Raw genomic sequence first — 17,522 nt, 5'->3', positions numbered from 1 at the left:
CGAGGCGCGCGGGCGTGGGATCCGGCCCGCGCGCCGGCACCGCTGCCATGGCCGGCAGCGCGTCTCGCTCGCCTGTCGGGTCCGGCGGCGCGCGCTACTGCGGCAGGGCGCACCGCCGGGGTTGCCGCGGACAGGGTCAGGCGACGGCCCCGGCGGGCGCGTCCTCTTCCTCGACAGCAGTGGTCCGCGCCCCTGCCTTGGTGAACTCCTCCATGAAGCTGGGGAAGGACAGCTTGACGTCCTCGAAGCCCGAGAACCGGTTGGCGGACTGCATCCGCAGGCCGGCCACGAACAGCGACATGAAGATGCGGTGGTCACCCCAGCTGGACAGCGTCACTCCGCCGGGGTACGTCTGCGCGCCGCGGACCAGGAAGCCGTCGCAGACCCCATCGGCGTACAGGACCTCGATGTCCACGCCCGCGCGGGTCAGTTCGGCGGCCATGGCCTCGATGCGCGACGCCTTGTGGAACCGGGTGAGGCGGCCGCCGGTCACCTTCAGGCTGCCCTGCACGTACGCCCCGAGGGCGGCGAGCGTGGGCACGATGTTGGGGCAGTCCATCACATCGACCTCGAAGTCGCCGCACAGGCTGCCCTCGGGGTTGTCGACGATCATCGACAGGGTGTCCTCGTCGAAGGTGACGCTCACCCCGAGCTTTTCCAGGATCGGGACGATCGCGAACTCGCCCTGCATGCTGTCGCCGTACACGTTGGTCAGGACGGTCCGGCCCGGGAAGAGCGCGGCGGCGGCCAGCAGGTACGAGGCAGAGGTGTAGTCCTCGTGGATGGTGACGTCCTGGGTCTGGTAGTGGGAGGGCTCCACCTGGTAGTGACGCATGTCCTCCGACGCGGACAGCTTGATGCCCGCGTCGGTCAGGCTCGCCAGCGTCTGCCGGATGTACGACTGGGAGTAGACCTCGCCCGTCACCTCGATCTCCACCGGGCCTTCGGCCAGCGGCGCGGCGAACAGGATGGCGGTGATGAACTGCGAGCTGATGTCGCCCGGCAGCCGGCAGGTGCCGCCCTTCAGGCCGCCTCCCCAGTTGACGACCGGGGCCTTGCCCTCGTCGGCGATCGATTCGATGTCCGCGCCGAGTTCGCGCAGCGCGTCCAGCAGGGGCGCCATCACGCGCTTGCGCAGGGTCGCGTCGCCCGTCACCACGGTCGGCGTCGGCAGGGCGGAGGCCAGCGCCGTCACGATGCGGAACACCAGGCCCGAGCCCTTGGACTGGATGACGCGCCGGATGTCCGGGAGGGTCCCTCCGATGCCCTTGATCTCCAGGAAACCTTCGTGCTCGGTTATCTCGGCGCCCAGGGCGCGGCAGGCGGCCTTCATCGTCTCCGTCTCGTCGCAACGGAGGTCGTTGTAGACGCGCGAGGTTCCCTCGGCCAGCGTGCCGACCAGAATGGCCCGTTGCGTCTCCGGCTTCGAGGAAGGGACGCGAAAAGTTCCGGAGAAGGAATCGATCGGATCAACCTTCAGCAGCATCGTCATGTCTCCCGTTTCGCATCGTTCGCCGCCTGATGTCTTGCAGGCGATGTTGCTTTGAGGTCCGGGCCGGCGATATTCGCGGAGCGGGAACGTGTCGTCCCGCCGCTTGGCGCTTCGATGTCGGTGCGGGAGTTCGGAAAACTCTCCTGGCGCGCATGGCAGCCCTCCGCCGGCGTAGAGGGCGCGATGGAAATTCTGCGTCCCGTGGGACGGGGCGGCAATAGGTCCATCTGCCCATGGCGTTTCCGGCACAAGGTGGTCCTGGCCCCCCATTTTGCCTGGGTGGCACGGTCGTCGGCGCTCAGCGGCATCTCCGGGACCGGGGGCGGGACCTAGGTCCTATTCTGACCGGCCCGGTCCCGTGCGAGGCTGTGGCAGCGCGATCAACCAACGCATTGAGGGCTGTTCCCGGGATTCAGGTTCGGGCTCATCCTTCGGTTCCGAAAGGCCCGCCTTTCACCGCCGTCAACCGGCCCACGGCCGGGCACATCCATGCTTCCTGTGAACCGTGAGGCGACATCCATGTCCAGCGCAATCCTGTTCTTGAACCGCTGGCCCTTGTACGAGGACGAGCGGCGCTGGGAGAACCGCCTCGCCGCTCCCGGGCTGGTCTTCGACCCGGAGACCGACCGCGTCACGTACCTCTGCGACGAGGGCGGCCGCAGCGGAGTGCCCGACGACGCCGAACGGGTCCATCTCGTACCGGACTTCGGCGACGTGGAGGGTGTGCTGGAGCTCGTCGACGCCATCGTCCGTGACGAGGGTCCGTTCGACCACGTCATCGGCTTCTCCGAGATGCTGCTCGACCTCGCGGCGGTCCTGCGCGAGCGGTACGGCATCCAGGGCGCCGGCGTCGAGGAGACCGCCCGGTTCCGTGACAAGAGCGTCATGAAGGAGAGGGTGGCGCGGGCCGGCCTCCGGGTGCCGCGCTGGGCGTCCTGCCGCACCGAGGAGCAGACCCTCGCGGCCGCCGAGGAGTTCGGCTACCCCGTGATCGTCAAGCCGGTGCGAGGGGCGTCCAGCCAGGGTGTGCGCCAGATCGCCTCGGCCGAGGAGCTGCGGGCCCTGTGTGCCGAACGGAGCCTGGACGACCTCGAGATCGAGGAGTTCGTGCAGGGCGATATCCTGCACGTCGACGGCGTCCTGGACGCCGAGGGCAAACCGCTGTTCCTGTGCACCTCGCGCTACACCTCCAGCTGCCTGGACTACGAGGCCCTGGGCGCACCGCTCGGCTCGGTCTTCCAGACGGATCCCGAGGTGCGCGACCGCTGCGAGGACTTCGCCGTGAGCTGCCTGGCCGCGCTCGGTCTGCGCAGCTCCGCCTTCCATCTCGAACTCTTCGACACCGGCGAAGAGTTGGTGTTCCTGGAGGTCGGAGCGCGGGTGCCGGGCGCCGACGTGTCCTATGTCATCAACGACGTCCACGGTGTGAACCTCTGGCGGCTGTGGACCGACGTGCTGCTCGGCCGCCCGGTGGACCTGCCGGTCCCCGACCCGTCGCTGAGCGGCGGCTGGCTGATCATCCAAGGTCCCAAGCCGCTGCCCCAGAAGGTCACCGCCGCCACCCCGCTCCTGGGACACATCCCGTATGTGTACCGCGAGCTGGTGCCGAGGCCGGGCGAGGTCCTGGTCTCCCGGCCCGGCTCGTACGCCACGCTCCAGGGCGGCCGCTTCCTGTTCCGGGGCGGCACCCAGCAGCAGATCGAGGAAGCCGTGCGCCAGGCGAGTGAGCAGTACCGCCTGACGACCGTGCCTGTCCCGTAGACCGCCCGAACCATCGCGTGCCATAGGCCAAGAACCATCGAGTCCGGAGGAAGACGTGGACCAGTTGAGCCATGCGGAGCTGGTTGAGAAGAAGTTCGTGCTGTTCGCCGAGGAATGCTTCGGACTCTTCACGAGCAAGATCGCCGCCTCACTGGTCCGCTACAACGGGGACCGCTGCGTCGCCGTGATCGACAGCCTCCAGGCCGGCCGGACCGTCCAGGACGTCCTCGGCTACGGCGGCCCGATCCCGATCGTCAGCCGCGTCGAGGACGCTCTGCACCTGAGCCCCGAGGTCCTGATCATCGGCAAGGGCCTGCACTCCGCCGACCTGCCCCCGTCCTGGAAGCCGCACATCCTCGCCGCCGTCCAGAACGGCCTGCACCTGATCAACTCGATCCACTACCGTCTCCTCGGCGACCCGGACATCGCCCGTGCCGTCCGGGAGAAGGGCGTCACCGTCTGGGAGACCAAGGACACCCCGCCGGTGCAGCTCAACAAGGCCCGCGTCCTGGACCTGGACACCTGGGTCATCCACACCTGCGGCAGCGACTCCAACATCGGCAAGAAGACCGCCGCTCTGCAGATCTGGAAAGAGGCCAACCGCAGCGGCATCAGCACCGGCTTCGCCGCCACCGGCCAGAGCGGCATGCTGATCTCCGGCCATGGCATCGCGGTCGACGGCGTGCCCGGCGACTTCATGGCCGGTGCCGTCGAGCAGGTCGTCATGGAGGCCGCGGCCGGCAACGAATGGGTCGTCGTCGAGGGCCAGGGTTCGCTCAACCACATCGGGTTCAGCAGCGTCGCCCTCGCCATCCTCCACGGCTCCCTGCCGCATGCCCTGGTCTTCTGCCACCGCCTCGGCGCCGAGCGCACCAAGGTCTGGGAGACGCCCATCATCCCCATACCCGAGCTCATCCGTATGAACGAGGAGCTCTCCGTCTTCGAGCGGCCCGCCAAGGTCGCCGCCGTCAGCGTCAACAGCTTCGGCTACTCCGAGGAGGACTACCGCCGCGAGGCCGAGAAGCTGGAGGTCGACACCGGACTGCCTGTCGTCGACCCGGTCCGTGAGGGCGGCGCCCGGCTCGTGGAGATCCTGCGCGCCCACCAGCGCGAGACCGCGGACCGGCTGTCCGACCTCCGGCGCTGAGGCGACCCCGGAACTCCGAGGAGATGCACCGATGAAGAGAGCGATCCTGCTCCTCATGCACCAGGGCAAGTCGTACACCGAAGAGATCGCCGCGGCCGCCGCCGGGCTCGGTCTCGCCCTGGTCGCCCTCAGCTCCCGGCCGGAGACGCCGGGGGTCCTGGAGGCGAGCCGCCGGCACCTGGCGGACTGCGTGGTCACAGAGGAACCCGAACTGGTCTCCGGCGACCTCGACAAGGCCGTCGGCGAACTCGCCGGCCGGGGCTACCGGGTCGAGGCCGCCCTCGCCAGCTTCGAGGGCTACCGGCTGCTGATGGCGGAGCTCAACGAGCGGCTCGGCGTGGACGACTCCGCCGAGGCCGTGCTGCGCCTCTGCCTCGACAAGTACGAACTGCGCCGCCACCTCTTCGCCGAGGGGCTGAGCGAGGTCCGGCTCCACCGGCTCACCCCCGGTGTGACCCCCGAACTCGATCCCTCCGCGCGGTGGTTCGTCAAGCCGGTACGCGGCGCCTCGTCCTTCGCGACCTTCGTCCTGAACGACGTCGCCGACCTGGCCGACCTGCCCGCGCTTCAGGAGCAGATGCGTGCCGACCAGCGCATGAAGGCAATCTTCATGGACCGGTACGACTTCCTCGTCGAGGAGTACGTCGAGGGACCGGAGTTCAGCTTCGAGACCGTCGTCCTCGACGGCCGGGTCCACCACCTGTGCGTCCACGAGAAGGCCCGCGTGGAACGCCTGGAGCGGACCGTCCTGGAGGGGATGTCGGTCAGCCCGCCCGTGAGCCTCGCCCCCGAGCTCGTCCTGGAGGGCGCCGAGCACGTCACCCGCTGCCTCGCCGCACTGGCGGAGCGCGGGACGGTCGCCGGCGTCTTCCATATCGAGGTCAAGTACTGGGAGTCGAGGAAGCGCTGGGAGATCATCGAGATCAACCCCCGGATGGGCGGCAGTCTCATCGACGCCAGCGTCCAGACCGTCACCGGGCACTCTCTCCTGGACCTGTGGACCGAGTCCCTGCTGCTGCCCGACGGCGAGCGGGACGCCTTCCACGACCGGCTCACCAGCGCCTCCCAGTTGGAGGCCCTGCGCACCGGCGCACCCACCAAGGCGGCTGTGTTCCTCAGCAAGTACGGAGAGAAGGGGCGGACCGTCGACGCGATCCGCTTCGAGCCGCCCACCCGCCCGCCCCGGATCCTGCGTGTCCACGTGGCGGAGGGCACCGAACTCGACGCGTCCGACCGGGGGATCTGCCTGATGGACGCCCTGTGGGACGTGGCGGCCGACGACCTCGAGGCCGAGACCGACTTTCTCGACCGACATGCGACGGAGCATTTCCACGTGCGCTACCGCTGACCACGGCAGCACACTCCGTCCCTTCCGTGAACATCCCCTGCCAACCCTCTTGTGAAGGAGAACGCGATGAACCGCGTGCAGAACTCCGGGATCAACCACCCGAAGCCGTTCTACAACGAGGAGCAGAGCCGTCTGAAGAAGGCCGAGCTCGACCGTTACATGGACAAGAAGATGGCGGAGTGGAAGGAAACCGTCCCCTTCTCGTCCCACCTGACCGAGCCCGAGCTCCACCAGGCGTACTACCGCCGCACCCTCATCGAGCACGTGTGGCGGATCCGCCTCTCCCGGGTCAGCCAGTCCAAGGCCATCTACAAGATCGCCCAGATCGCGCCCAGGGCCGCCCGTGACTACGCGCAGTACCAGGCCGACGAGATGCTGCACGACCGGCTGTACGTCAGCGACGCCGCGGCCGCCGGCATCACCGAGGAAGAGATCCTCGCCACCGAGCCGTACCTCTCCACCCGTCTCCTGGAGGGCTTCTTCTACTACGCCCTGGAGCACGAGTCGGCCCTCGCCCCGGTGGTCTCCAACTACCTGGTCGAGTACACCCAGATGAAGCTCCAGCCGGCCATCGTGGAGAACCTCCAGGAGCGGCTCGGCAAGGAGAACGTCAAGGGGCAGGCCGCCCACCTCCACGTCGACACCACCGAGGACCACTCCCAGGAGATGTGGGACATCCTCCACCAGCTGATCTTCAGCGAGGAGGACTTCCAGCTGGTGTTCAAGTACATCGACGACGTCCAGGAGATCCTCGCGCTGTTCTTCCGGGAGATCTACCAGGACACCGTCGCCAAGCACGCGCAGACCGCCGTGTGACCCGTACGTCCCGGATCCACGCCGACGACAGAACCGGCACGCGGGGACGCCGGGCGCCTGAGGGGTGAACCGGTCGAGGGATTCACGGGGACCTTCCGTGCCCATCGCGGGTCCGCCGGGCGGTCGTCGCCGGGCGGACCCGTACGAACCCCACCCCACCGCGCCCCCGCCACGCAGCAGAGAGGAACCCCGCCATGTCCACACTCGACACAGCCGCGTTCGTCAAGGAGTACCGCGAGAACGGCTTCGCGGTCGCCGAACGTCTCTTTGACCCGAACGAGGTCGCCGAGCTCAACACCGCCATCACGGAGATCCTCAATGTCTCCGACATCGGCTCCGTCGCCGAGGTGGAGCCGGGCGACAACGGCATGGCGCGCCGGATCTGGTCGCCCACCAAGCAGCACTCCGCGTTCGAGCGGGCCGCCGCCCACCCCGAACTGCTCGACCACGTCGAGGCGCTCATCGGCCACGACATCCTGTTCCACTACAGCAAGCTCCACCTCAAGGCCCCGCAGGTCGGCAGTGTCGTGGACTGGCACCAGGACTTCGCCTACTACCCGCACACCAACACCGACCTGGTGACGGCCCTCGTCTACCTCGACGACACCACCACCGAGAACTCCGCCCTCCAGGCCGTTCCCGGATCCCACCTCCGCGGCCTCGCCGACCACTACGTCGACGGCCACTTCCGCGGCAAGGTGGCGGGCGCCGACGCCCCCGACCCGGCGGCCGCCGTGGCCATCGAGGCACCCGCGGGCAGCGTGGTCTTCATCCACCCCCTGCTCCTGCACTACTCCTCCCCGAACCGCTCCGACCGGTACCGCCGCGCCTTCCTGCCGGCCTACCGGGCGGCCGACGCCTACCCGATCCACTTCGGCTCGCACGCCGGCCACAACGAGGCCGGAGTCAAGCTGCTGCGCGGCCAGGTGTCGGACACGGCGCGTGTGGAGGCCGGGGAGTGGCGTCTCCCGCTCGCGGAGCGCCCCTTCGGCTCGCTCTTCCAGCTCCAGGAGGGCGCCCACGAGACCGGGACCGCGGCGACCACCGGGTACGCCACGCTGGAAGAGACGAAGTGACAGTCGCATGAGCACGCCGAACGTGACGCTCGTCCACGCCTGCCTGCGGGACGGCGCGGGCGGCAGCCCCACGGCCGTCGTCCTGGAGGACGACACGGACGGCGTGCCCCCGGGCGACGACGAGCGGCGCCGGGTCCCGGCCGTACACGGCGTCTCGCACGCCGTGTACGTGCGTCACGTCGGCGACGCGACCGAGCTGCGCTTCTTCACCTCGGAGGGGGAACTGCCCGCCTGCGGGCACGGCACGATCGCCGCTCTCGCCCTCCTCGCGGCACGGGACGGCGGTGCCGGGCCCTACCGGGCCACCCTCCGTGCCGGGGGGCGCGTCTTCGCCGGGCATGCCGAGCGGGCCGGCGAGCTGATCGCCGCCTCGTTCGACCCCGGCCCCGTCGATCTGCGCGAACCCACCGCGGAGGAACGCGCCCTCGTTCTTCCGGCCCTCGGTCTCGCGCCGCACGAGGCCGGGCCGGACGTCCGGATCGCCGGCGTGGGCCGCGAACGCATTCTGGTGCCGGTGCCCACCCGGGCCGCGGTCGCCGCGCTGCGTCCGGACTTCGACCGCCTCAGGGCGGCCTGTGACCGGTTCGGCCTGCTCGGCGCGTACGTCCACTCGGAACCCTCGTCCGAAGGCGTGCTCGCGGCCCGGATGTTCGCCCCTTCGATCGGTGTTCCGGAGGACCTCGCCAACGCCAACAGCACGGCCTGTCTCGCCGCGCACCTGGCCGACCGGGGCACCCACCGGATCGCCGTCGACATGGGCGACGCCCTCGGCAGCCCGGCCACCGTCACCGCCACGGCGGGACCGGACCGGGGAGTCGAAGTCGGCGGCACCGCACGGGTCATGACGGAGTGACCGGCCCGTCGGCTCTCCTGAGAACGACCTCGTGACGGCTGAAACCGGACCGTCGGCCTGAGGGCACCCGAGCACAGCCATCACGGAGTCGGAGGGACAGTCAGTTGGACACCACCAGTCAGCGCCAGCCCGGCGAACGGATCGAGCCGACGGCCGGGAAGGGCGCCGAACGAGGGCTGCTGGCCTGGCTGGTGGCCCGCGGCCTGATACCCGAGACGAGCCCCAAACGCGCCTTCGCCGCCGCGACCTTCGTCAACCTGATCGGCAAGGGCCTCTTCATGGCCGGGGCCGCGCTGTTCTTCACCCGCTCCGTGGGCCTCCCGGTCTCCCAGGTCGGATTCGCCCTGGGCGCCGCCGCCCTGGTCGGACTCGCCGCCGGCATCCCCGTGGGCCACCTGGCCGACCGGTACGGCCCGCGCGAGGTCTTCCGGGTCACGCTCTTCGTGCAGGCCCTCGCCGTGGCGGGGCTGGTGTTCGTGCGCTCCTTCCCGTCGCTGATCGCGTGCCTGTGCGTGGCCGAGCTCGCCGTCTCGGCCGGCACGGCCGCCCGCGGCCCGCTGAACCGCGCCCTGGGCGCCCCGAACCCCACCCGCTACCGCGCCTACCTGCGTGCCCTCAACAACATCGCCGCCGGCTGCGGAGCCCTCATAGCCGGTGTCGTCGTCCAGCTGGACACCAGGCCCGCGTACGTGTGCCTCATCCTGGGCACCGCCGCCATGTTCCTCATCTCCGCGGCCGCCTGCTCCCGCGTTCCGTCCGTGCCGCCGGTGGCCGTCCCGGCGGGAGGCAGCCGCTGGCCGGCCCTGAAGGACAAGCCGTACGTGGTGCTCACGGTCCTGGACGCCATCATGTCCATCCAGAACCAGGTGCTGATCTTCGCCCTGCCGCTGTGGATCATCGGGCACACCGATGCGCCACGGTGGTTCGTCGGCGCGAGCGTGGCCGTCAACACCGCCCTCGTGGTCTGCCTGCAGGTGCGGGTCAGCCGCGGCGTCGAGGACAACGCGTCGGCCGGCCGCGCGGCGCGCCGCGCGGGTGTCGCGCTCCTCGTCTCCACCGCCCTCATCGCGTCGGCGGCCGGCGCGCCCGGATGGGTCGCCGTGGTCGTCGTCGTGCTCGGCGTGGTCGCCCTCACCGTGGGCGAGCTGTGGTACACAGCCGCCTCGTTCGAGCTCTCCTTCGGCCTCGCCCCCGAGCACGCGCAGGGCCAGTACTCGGGGCTGTTCGCCATCGGACAGGGCCTGTCCAGCGCGATCGGCCCGCCGGTGCTCGGCCTGGTCTGCATCGGCTGGGGCGAGCCGGGCTGGCTCGCCGTGGGAGCACTCTTCCTCGTCGCCGGCCAGGTCGTACCGCTCGTCGTGAAGTGGTCCGACCGCACGCGCGCACACAGCCTGGACTAGGACCGTTCAGGAATCGCCGGGGAACCGCCCGGAGCCCCGTCACGCAGTTCGGATCGGCCCGGCCGGGCCCGTCGTGCGAGGATGCCGGTATGAACCGACTGGCTGACGAGCAGTCGCCCTACCTCCTCCAGCACGCCGAGAACCCGGTCGACTGGTGGCCGTGGTCGCCCGAGGCCTTCGCGGAGGCCCGGCGCCGCGATGTGCCCGTCTTCCTCAGCGTGGGCTATTCGAGCTGTCACTGGTGTCATGTCCTCGCGCACGAATCCTTCGAGGACGAGGCGACGGCGGCCTTCATGAACGAGCACTTCGTCTCCGTCAAGGTCGACCGGGAGGAACGGCCCGACGTCGACGCCGTCTACATGGAGGCGGTCCAGGCGGCGACCGGCCACGGCGGCTGGCCCATGTCCGTCTTCATGACCCCCGACGCCGAGCCCTTCTACTTCGGCACGTACTTCCCGCCCGAGCCCCGGCACGGTTCGCCGTCCTTCTCCCAGGTCCTGGACGGGGTGCGGGCCGCATGGGCCGGGCGGCGCGACGAGGTCGGCGAGGTCGCGGCCCGCATCGTGCGGGACCTGTCCGAGCGCACCCTCGCCCTCGGCACGGGCGGCGAGGACGAACCCCCGCGCCCGCCCCGCGCCGAGGAGCTCCACGGAGCCCTGCTGGGGCTGACCCGCGAATTCGACGCCGTGCGCGGCGGCTTCGGCGGGGCGCCGAAGTTCCCGCCGTCCATGACGCTGGAGTTCCTGCTGCGGCACCACGCCCGCACGGGCTCCGAGGCCGCGCTCCAGATGGCGCAGGCCACTTGCGAGGCCATGGCCCGCGGCGGGATCTACGACCAGCTCGGCGGCGGCTTCGCCCGGTACGCGGTGGACGCGACCTGGACGGTGCCGCACTTCGAGAAGATGCTCTACGACAACGCGCTGCTGTGCCGGGTCTACGCGCACCTGTGGCGGGCCACCGGCTCCGGCCTCGCGCGGCGCGTGGCCCTGGAGACCGCGGACTTCCTGATCCGGGAGCTGCGCACGGAGCAGGGCGGCTTCGCGTCCGCGCTGGACGCCGACAGCGCCGTCGAGAAGGAGGGGGCCCCGCACGCCGAGGGCGCCTTCTACGTCTGGACCCCCGAGCAGCTGCGGGCCGTCCTCGGCGAGGAGGACGCGCTGCTGGCGGCCGCCCATTTCGGGGTCACCGAGGGCGGCACCTTCGAGGAGGGCGCCTCCGTCCTCCAACTGCCCGACACCGAGGAACTGTTGGACGCCGGGAAGCTCGCGTCCGTCCGCGCCCGGCTCCTGGCGGCACGCGAGCAGCGGCCCCGGCCCGGCCGCGACGACAAGGTCGTGGCCGCGTGGAACGGCCTGGCGATCGCCGCGCTCGCCGAGACCGGCGCGTACTTCGACCGCCCGGACCTCGTCCAGGCCGCCACGGACGCCGCCGACCTCCTCGTCCGTACGCACATGGACTGGAACGCGCGGCTGTTCCGCACCTCCCTGGACGGAACGGCGGGTTCCCACGCGGGCGTCCTGGAGGACTACGCCGATGTGGCGGAGGGCTTCCTGACACTCAGTTCGGTCACCGGCGAGGGCGTCTGGGTCGACTTCGCGGGGCTGTTCCTGGACACCGTGCTGGTGCACTTCACCGGCCCGGACGGCAGCCTGTTCGACACCGCGGACGACGCCGAGGCGCTCATCCGCCGCCCGCAGGACCCGACCGACACCGCGACCCCGTCGGGCTGGACCGCGGCCTGCGGCGCGCTGCTCACGTACGCCGCGTACACCGGCAGCAGTCCGCACCGCGAGGCGGCGGAGCGCGCGCTCGGTGTCGTGCGGGCGCTCGGGCCGAAGGCGCCGCGCTTCATCAGCTGGGGGCTGGCGGCCGCGGAGGCGCTGCTGGACGGTCCCCGCGAGGTCGCCGTCGTGGGCCCGGACGACCATCCGGCCACCCGCGAACTGCACCGTACGGCCCTGCTGTCCACGGCCCCCGGACTCGCGGTCGCGGTCGGGAGCCCGCCGGGGGAGGGCGACGCGGAGGTGCCGCTGCTGGCCCACCGGGATCTGCTCGACGGCCGCCCGGCCGCCTATGTGTGCCGTGCCTTCACCTGCGAGGCGCCGACGAGCGATCCCGAGGTGCTGGCGGAGCGCCTCGCGGGCGGTGCGTGAGAGGGAGAGACGTCAGAGGGCTCAGAGGGTGAGGCCGCGGTCCAGGACGTCCAGGGTGCGGCCGATGAGCTCGATGAGGTCCTCCTGCTGGCCCTGTTCGGCCCAGTACATGAGGGCCTCGTGCAGGGCCGCCATGACCGCGCCGGTGACGACCCGGAGCTCCATGTCGTTCGCGTCGCGGCCGGATCGTTCCGCCAGGACGGAACAGAGCATCCGGGCCGACCGGCCCATGCCCTCCGCCTGCCTGCCGCGCAGGGAGGGCACCTCCCGGACGAGCTTGGTGCGCTGCTTGAGCTCGGCCACGTCGCTGTCCATGACGTGGCGCATCGCGGCGAGGGCGCCCTGCCGGATGGCCTCGACCGGGGACTCGTCCGCGGGGCGCGCCCGGATGGCCGCCTCCAGCAGCGGGTCGTACTCGTCCGTGAGGACGATGTCCTCCTTGGTCGGGAAGTAGCGGAAAACGGTGCTGGGGGAGACGTCGGCGGCCTCGGCGATCTGGTCGACGGGGGTCGCGTCGTAGCCCTGTCGCTCGAAGAGCTCGTAGGCGGCGCGGCGGATCGCCTGACGGGTCTGGATCTTCTTCCGCTCGCGCAGGCCGAGCCGGGGCTCGGACGGCATGGCGGACGACGGGGTGTTCGCGGAGGCCATGACTGCATTCTCAGGCATCGGTCTTCTCACGGACCACAGCGTGACGCCCGTCCGGCGCGCGCCCGGCGCGGGTGTCGGGCAGAAGGGCGGCGGTGAGCATCGCGGCCGTCGTCGCCGAGATCCCGGCGACGAGCAGGGCGAGGTGCATGCCGTGGAGGTACGCGGTGTCCGCCGACCTGGCGAGCGCTTTGCTGCCCAGTTCGGCGGCCACTTGGTGGGCGCGGCCGACGGAGCGCCCGGCGGCGTCGGCCGCGGCGGGCGGCAGCCCGGACGTGTCGAGGCGGCGGGTGTACGCCCCGGCGATCATGCTGCCGAGCACCGCGATGCCCACGGCCCCCGCGACCTGACGCAGCGTCATCAGCAGGCCGGAGCCGTTGCCCGCGCGGTCGCGCGGGAGGGCGCCCAGCGCGCCGTCCATGGCGGGGATGATGCCGAAGCCGAACCCGAAGCCAGTGAGCGTCAGCCACAGGGCCGTCCAGCCGTAGCCGTCGCCGGGGTCCGTACGGCTGCCGAGCAGCGCGGCGAGTGCCATCACGAGCAGGGCTCCGGTGACGACGGGGCGCGGCCCGAAGCGCTTGACGAGCGGGCCCGCCCCGCGGGAGGCGACCAGGATGCCGGCCATCATCGGCATCAGCCGCAGCCCGGTGCCGAAGGCGTCCTGCCCCTTGACGGCCTGGAGGTAGGTGGGCAGCACGAAGAGCAGGCCCGTCAGCGTGAAGGTCACCAGGGACGCGGCGACGGCGTTCCACAGGAAGCCCTGGTGGCGCAGCAGGGCGAGGTCGAACATCGGCCGGGCGCGCCGCCGTTCGCGGGCGGCCAGGGCGGTGAGCAGCCCCGCCGAGGCGGCGAGGGGGCCGAGGGCTGCCGGGGACGTCCAGCCGCTGGTGGGGCCCTCGCCGAGGCCGAGGACGAACGCGCCCAGGCCGGTGACGGTGAGGGCGGTGGACAGGGCGTCGACGGCGGGGGAGGAGGGGGCGGAGGGGTCGGAGGTCTCCGGGAGCAGGAGGACGCAGGCGAGGATGCCGACGATCACCAGGGGGACGTTGAGCAGGAAGATCGAGCCCCACCAGAAGTGGTCGAGCAGCCAGCCGCCGAGGATCGGGCCGAGCGGCATGCCGAGCGCGGAGGCCGCGGAGACGATGCCCACGGCCTTGGTGCGCTCCTCGGGCGGGAAGAGCGCGGGCAGGACGGACAGGGCGAGCGGCATGATCAGCGCGCCGCCGACGCCCAGGGTCGCGCGGGCGGCGATGACGAGGCCGGGGGTGTCGGCGAGGGTGCCGAGCAGGGAGCCACCGAGGAAGAGGAGCAGCCCGGTGATGAGCATGCGGCGGCGTCCGTAGCGGTCGCCCAGGAGGCCCGCGGGGAGCATCAGGGCGGCGAAGACGACCAGGTAGGAGTTGGCGATCCACTGCTGTTCGCCGGTGTCGGCACCCAGTTGGGTGGCCATGGTCGGCAGTGCCACGTTGAGGATCGTGGCGTCGAAGCCGAGGACGAGCATGCAGGCGACCAGGGCGCCGAGGGCCCACCGGCGCCGGGGATCGGGACGGGCACTCACGCGCACCTCCAAGCGAGTTGACGTCAAGTGGAAGTAACTCGCAAAAGACAGGCGCCGTCAATCGCCCTGAACTCTTAATGAGTCGTTGATTGTCAGTGGGGTGTGTGACGCTGGGTACCGGGCAGGGGACCGGTCAGTGATGACCCGAGGGTCAGTCGTGTCCGGAAAGGGGTGGTGGTCGTGCTGGTGCTGGTGAAGGTGCTGGCCGTGCTGGTCGGGGCGCTGTGCGTCGGCGGCTATGTGGTCGCGGGGGAGATCGCCGTGGTGGGCGTGGTGCTGGCCGGTGTCGGTGGCCTGGCATGGCGAGTGGCCGCGGCCTCACGGCCACGGCCACTGGGGACGGCGGGGACGGGTGCTGCGCGGCGCTCAGGCGTGCGAATAGGCCACCATCGAGATGCCCACATAGTGGACGATGAACGCCGCCAGGGTCAGTGAGTGGAAGACCTCGTGGAAGCCGAACCAGCGCGGTGACGGATTGGGGCGCTTGATCCCGTAGATCACGCCCCCCACGCTGTAGAGCAGGCCGCCGACGATCACGCAGACGAGCACGGCGATGCCGCCCGTGCGCAGGAAGTCGGGCAGGAAGAAGACGGCGGCCCAGCCCATGGCCAGGTAGCAGGGGGTGTAGAGCCAGCGCGGCGCGCCGACCCAGAAGACGCGGAAGGCGATGCCCGCGGCGGCCGCCGCCCAGACCGCCCACAGCAGTACCTGTCCCCGGCTGCCGGGGACGAGCAGCATGGTCAGGGGCGTATAGGTGCCCGCGATGATCAGGAAGATGTTGGCGTGGTCCAGTCGGCGCAGCACCGCGTTGGCGCGCGGGCTCCAATTGCCGCGGTGGTAGAGGGCGCTGATGCCGAACAGCAGGCAGGCGGAGAGGACGAAGACCGCGCAGGCGATCCGGCCGCGGGTGCTGTCGGCGAGCGCGGTCAGGAAGATGCCGGAGAACAGCACGGCGGGAAACATCCCGGCGTGCAGCCAGCCGCGCAGCCGCGGCTTGGCGGGGAGTGCGGCCGGATCGGGAGCCGTGTCGGATGCGGTGGCGGGGGACGGGGCGGCGGGAGGTGCGGCGGCCGCGGCGCCGGCGGGAGCGGAGCGCGCGGAGCGCGCTGCGTCGGGCGCGGAAGTCATGGGCGCCATGCTACCTACGGCACCGTAAGTTACGGATCAGTACCACGTGGCGATGGTCACGGGAGTGCCCCCTGGACAGAACGGAATCGGAGTCGGATGATCAAATGAGTGCGGGCGGCACCGGATGAGCGGTCACGAAGCGTCTGGGTCGCAGCCCCCAAGGGGCAACCATCCACAGAAGCGGACTTCGCCGTCGGATCAGCTGCCGCGGCCCAGCCCGTTCAACCCTCAACATCTGACGCCGGGGCAGTGTGGTCCCCGGCGGGACGGAGCGATCGTGGCGCGCAGCAATGCGGCTCCCACCACCCTCACCAACCACCAGGAGCTGATCTCCTGGGTCGACGAGATCGCCGCCCTCACCCAGCCGGACCGCGTGGTCTGGTGCGACGGTTCCGAGACCGAGTACGAGCGCCTGTGCGAGGAGCTCGTGGCCAAGGGCACCTTCCGGAAGCTGGACCCGGTCAAGCGCCCCAACTCCTACTACGCCGCCTCCGACCCCAGCGACGTGGCCCGCGTGGAGGACCGCACCTTCATCTGCTCCGAGAAGGAGGAGGACGCGGGACCGACCAACCACTGGAAGGCGCCCGCCGAGATGCGGGAGGTCTTCTCCGGCAAGGGCGGGCAGGGCGGCATCTTCCGCGGTTCGATGCGCGGCCGCACCATGTACGTCGTGCCCTTCTGCATGGGCCCGCTCGGCTCGCCGCTGTCCGCGATCGGCGTCGAGATCACCGACTCCGCCTACGTCGCCGTCTCGATGCGCACCATGACCCGCATGGGCCAGGCCGTCCTCGACGAGCTCGGCACCGACGGCTTCTTCGTCAAGGCCGTCCACACGCTGGGCGCCCCGCTGGAGCAGGGCGAGGCCGACGTCCCGTGGCCCTGCAACTCCACCAAGTACATCTCGCACTTCCCCGAGGACCGCGAGATCTGGTCCTACGGCTCCGGCTACGGCGGCAACGCCCTGCTGGGCAAGAAGTGCTACGCCCTGCGCATCGCCTCCGTCATGGCCCGCGACGAGGGCTGGCTCGCAGAGCACATGCTCATCCTCAAGCTCACCCCGCCGCAGGGCGAGTCCAAGTACGTCGCCGCCGCCTTCCCGTCCGCCTGCGGCAAGACCAACCTCGCCATGCTGGAGCCCACCGTGCCCGGCTGGACGGTGGAGACCATCGGCGACGACATCGCCTGGATGCGCTTCGGTGACGACGGTCGCCTCTACGCCATCAACCCCGAGGCCGGCTTCTTCGGCGTCGCCCCCGGCACCGGCGAGCACACCAACGCCAACGCCATGAAGACCATGTGGGGCAACTCCGTCTTCACCAACGTCGCCCTCACCGACGACAACGACGTCTGGTGGGAGGGCATGACCGAGGAGCAGCCCGCCCACCTCACCGACTGGAAGGGCAACGACTGGACCCCGGCCTCCGGGACCCCGGCCGCCCACCCCAACGCCCGCTTCACCGTCCCCGCCTCGCAGTGCCCGATCATCGCGCCCGAGTGGGAGGACCCCAAGGGCGTCCCGATCTCCGCGATCCTCTTCGGCGGCCGCCGCGCCTCCGCCGTCCCGCTGGTCACCGAGTCCTTCGACTGGCAGCACGGCGTCTTCCTCGGCGCCAACGTCGCCTCCGAGAAGACCGCCGCCGCCGAGGGCAAGGTCGGCGAGCTCCGCCGCGACCCCTTCGCCATGCTGCCCTTCTGCGGGTACAACATGGGCGACTACATGGGCCACTGGCTCGACGTCGCCAAGGACAAGGACGCCGGCAAGCTCCCGCGGATCTACTACGTCAACTGGTTCCGCAAGGACACGGACGGCCGCTTCGTCTGGCCGGGCTTCGGCGAGAACAGCCGAGTCCTGAAGTGGATCGTCGAGCGCCTGGAAGGCAAGGCGGAGGGCGTCGAGACGCCCATCGGCATCCTCCCGACGCGCTCCGCGCTCGACACGTCCGGTCTCGAACTGGACGACGCCGACCTCGACTTCCTGCTCACCGTCGACAAGGACGTATGGCGCGAGGAGGCCGCCCTCATCCCCGAGCACCTCAACACCTTCGGTGACCACACGCCGAAGGAGCTGTGGGACGAGTACCGCGCGTTGGTCCAGCGGCTGGGCTGACGTTCTCTTCCCCACCGTTCCCACCCGCCCGCCCTGAC

General features: G+C 70.8%; 13 protein-coding genes. 9 read left to right on the top strand and 4 right to left on the bottom strand.

Annotated features, from left to right (window positions below; genetic code table 11):
* Positions 1-136: 136 nt before the first annotated feature.
* Positions 137-1,492: a 3-phosphoshikimate 1-carboxyvinyltransferase gene (aroA, locus tag ACWD4A_RS01495; RefSeq protein WP_451187861.1), complete on the bottom strand. Its 1,356-nt coding sequence runs from the start codon at positions 1,490-1,492 to the stop codon at positions 137-139.
* A gap of 519 nt (positions 1,493-2,011) precedes the next feature.
* On the opposite strand from aroA, the gene ACWD4A_RS01490 reads away from it, so the two are divergent.
* The 8 genes from ACWD4A_RS01490 (at position 2,012) to ACWD4A_RS01455 (ending at position 12,046) form a co-directional block, all read left to right on the top strand.
* The gene (locus ACWD4A_RS01490; RefSeq protein ID WP_451187858.1) at positions 2,012-3,253 is read left to right on the top strand and encodes an ATP-grasp domain-containing protein; all 1,242 of its coding nucleotides are present in this window, start codon (positions 2,012-2,014) and stop codon (positions 3,251-3,253) included.
* A gap of 55 nt (positions 3,254-3,308) precedes the next feature.
* Positions 3,309-4,400, top strand: a complete 1,092-nt coding sequence (locus ACWD4A_RS01485) for a DUF1611 domain-containing protein (protein WP_451187857.1) — start codon at positions 3,309-3,311, stop codon at positions 4,398-4,400.
* Positions 4,401-4,431: 31 nt separating this feature from the next.
* Positions 4,432-5,748 carry an ATP-grasp domain-containing protein gene (locus ACWD4A_RS01480; RefSeq protein ID WP_451187855.1) on the top strand — a complete coding sequence of 439 codons (1,317 nt, stop codon included), beginning with the start codon at positions 4,432-4,434 and terminating at the stop codon, positions 5,746-5,748.
* Positions 5,749-5,814: 66 nt separating this feature from the next.
* Positions 5,815-6,564, top strand: a complete 750-nt coding sequence (locus ACWD4A_RS01475; RefSeq protein ID WP_451187853.1) for an iron-containing redox enzyme family protein — start codon at positions 5,815-5,817, stop codon at positions 6,562-6,564.
* A gap of 194 nt (positions 6,565-6,758) precedes the next feature.
* Complete coding sequence (locus ACWD4A_RS01470) at positions 6,759-7,640, top strand: phytanoyl-CoA dioxygenase family protein (RefSeq protein ID WP_451187851.1); 882 nt, start codon at positions 6,759-6,761, stop codon at positions 7,638-7,640.
* A 7-nt stretch (positions 7,641-7,647) separates the two neighbouring features.
* Positions 7,648-8,493 carry a PhzF family phenazine biosynthesis protein gene (locus tag ACWD4A_RS01465; protein WP_451187850.1) on the top strand — a complete coding sequence of 282 codons (846 nt, stop codon included), beginning with the start codon at positions 7,648-7,650 and terminating at the stop codon, positions 8,491-8,493.
* A gap of 104 nt (positions 8,494-8,597) precedes the next feature.
* The gene (locus tag ACWD4A_RS01460) at positions 8,598-9,893 is read left to right on the top strand and encodes an MFS transporter (RefSeq protein ID WP_451187847.1); all 1,296 of its coding nucleotides are present in this window, start codon (positions 8,598-8,600) and stop codon (positions 9,891-9,893) included.
* An 89-nt stretch (positions 9,894-9,982) separates the two neighbouring features.
* Positions 9,983-12,046: a thioredoxin domain-containing protein gene (locus ACWD4A_RS01455; RefSeq protein WP_451187846.1), complete on the top strand. Its 2,064-nt coding sequence runs from the start codon at positions 9,983-9,985 to the stop codon at positions 12,044-12,046.
* 21 nt (positions 12,047-12,067) lie between these two features.
* Here ACWD4A_RS01455 and ACWD4A_RS01450 read toward each other — a convergent pair whose 3' ends face one another.
* From ACWD4A_RS01450 to trhA, 3 genes are all read right to left on the bottom strand, one after another.
* Positions 12,068-12,712: a TetR/AcrR family transcriptional regulator gene (locus tag ACWD4A_RS01450; protein WP_451187844.1), complete on the bottom strand. Its 645-nt coding sequence runs from the start codon at positions 12,710-12,712 to the stop codon at positions 12,068-12,070.
* On the bottom strand, positions 12,705-14,249 hold the full coding sequence (locus ACWD4A_RS01445; protein ID WP_451187841.1) for an MFS transporter: 1,545 nt from the start codon (positions 14,247-14,249) through the stop codon (positions 12,705-12,707). The genes ACWD4A_RS01450 and ACWD4A_RS01445 overlap by 8 nt, the downstream gene beginning before the upstream one ends.
* Positions 14,250-14,615: 366 nt before the next feature.
* A complete protein-coding gene (gene trhA, locus ACWD4A_RS01440) occupies positions 14,616-15,377 on the bottom strand; it encodes a PAQR family membrane homeostasis protein TrhA (protein ID WP_451187839.1) in 762 nt (253 codons plus the stop codon).
* A 277-nt stretch (positions 15,378-15,654) separates the two neighbouring features.
* Between trhA and ACWD4A_RS01435 the strand changes: the two genes are divergently transcribed.
* Positions 15,655-17,484 carry a phosphoenolpyruvate carboxykinase (GTP) gene (locus ACWD4A_RS01435; protein WP_451187838.1) on the top strand — a complete coding sequence of 610 codons (1,830 nt, stop codon included), beginning with the start codon at positions 15,655-15,657 and terminating at the stop codon, positions 17,482-17,484.
* Positions 17,485-17,522: the final 38 nt, after the last annotated feature.

The sequence above is a fragment of the Streptomyces sp. NPDC002537 genome (genome assembly GCF_053594975.1).
The sequence above is the reverse complement of the archived record's forward strand: the minus strand, read 5'-3'. Positions and strand labels throughout refer to the sequence as shown.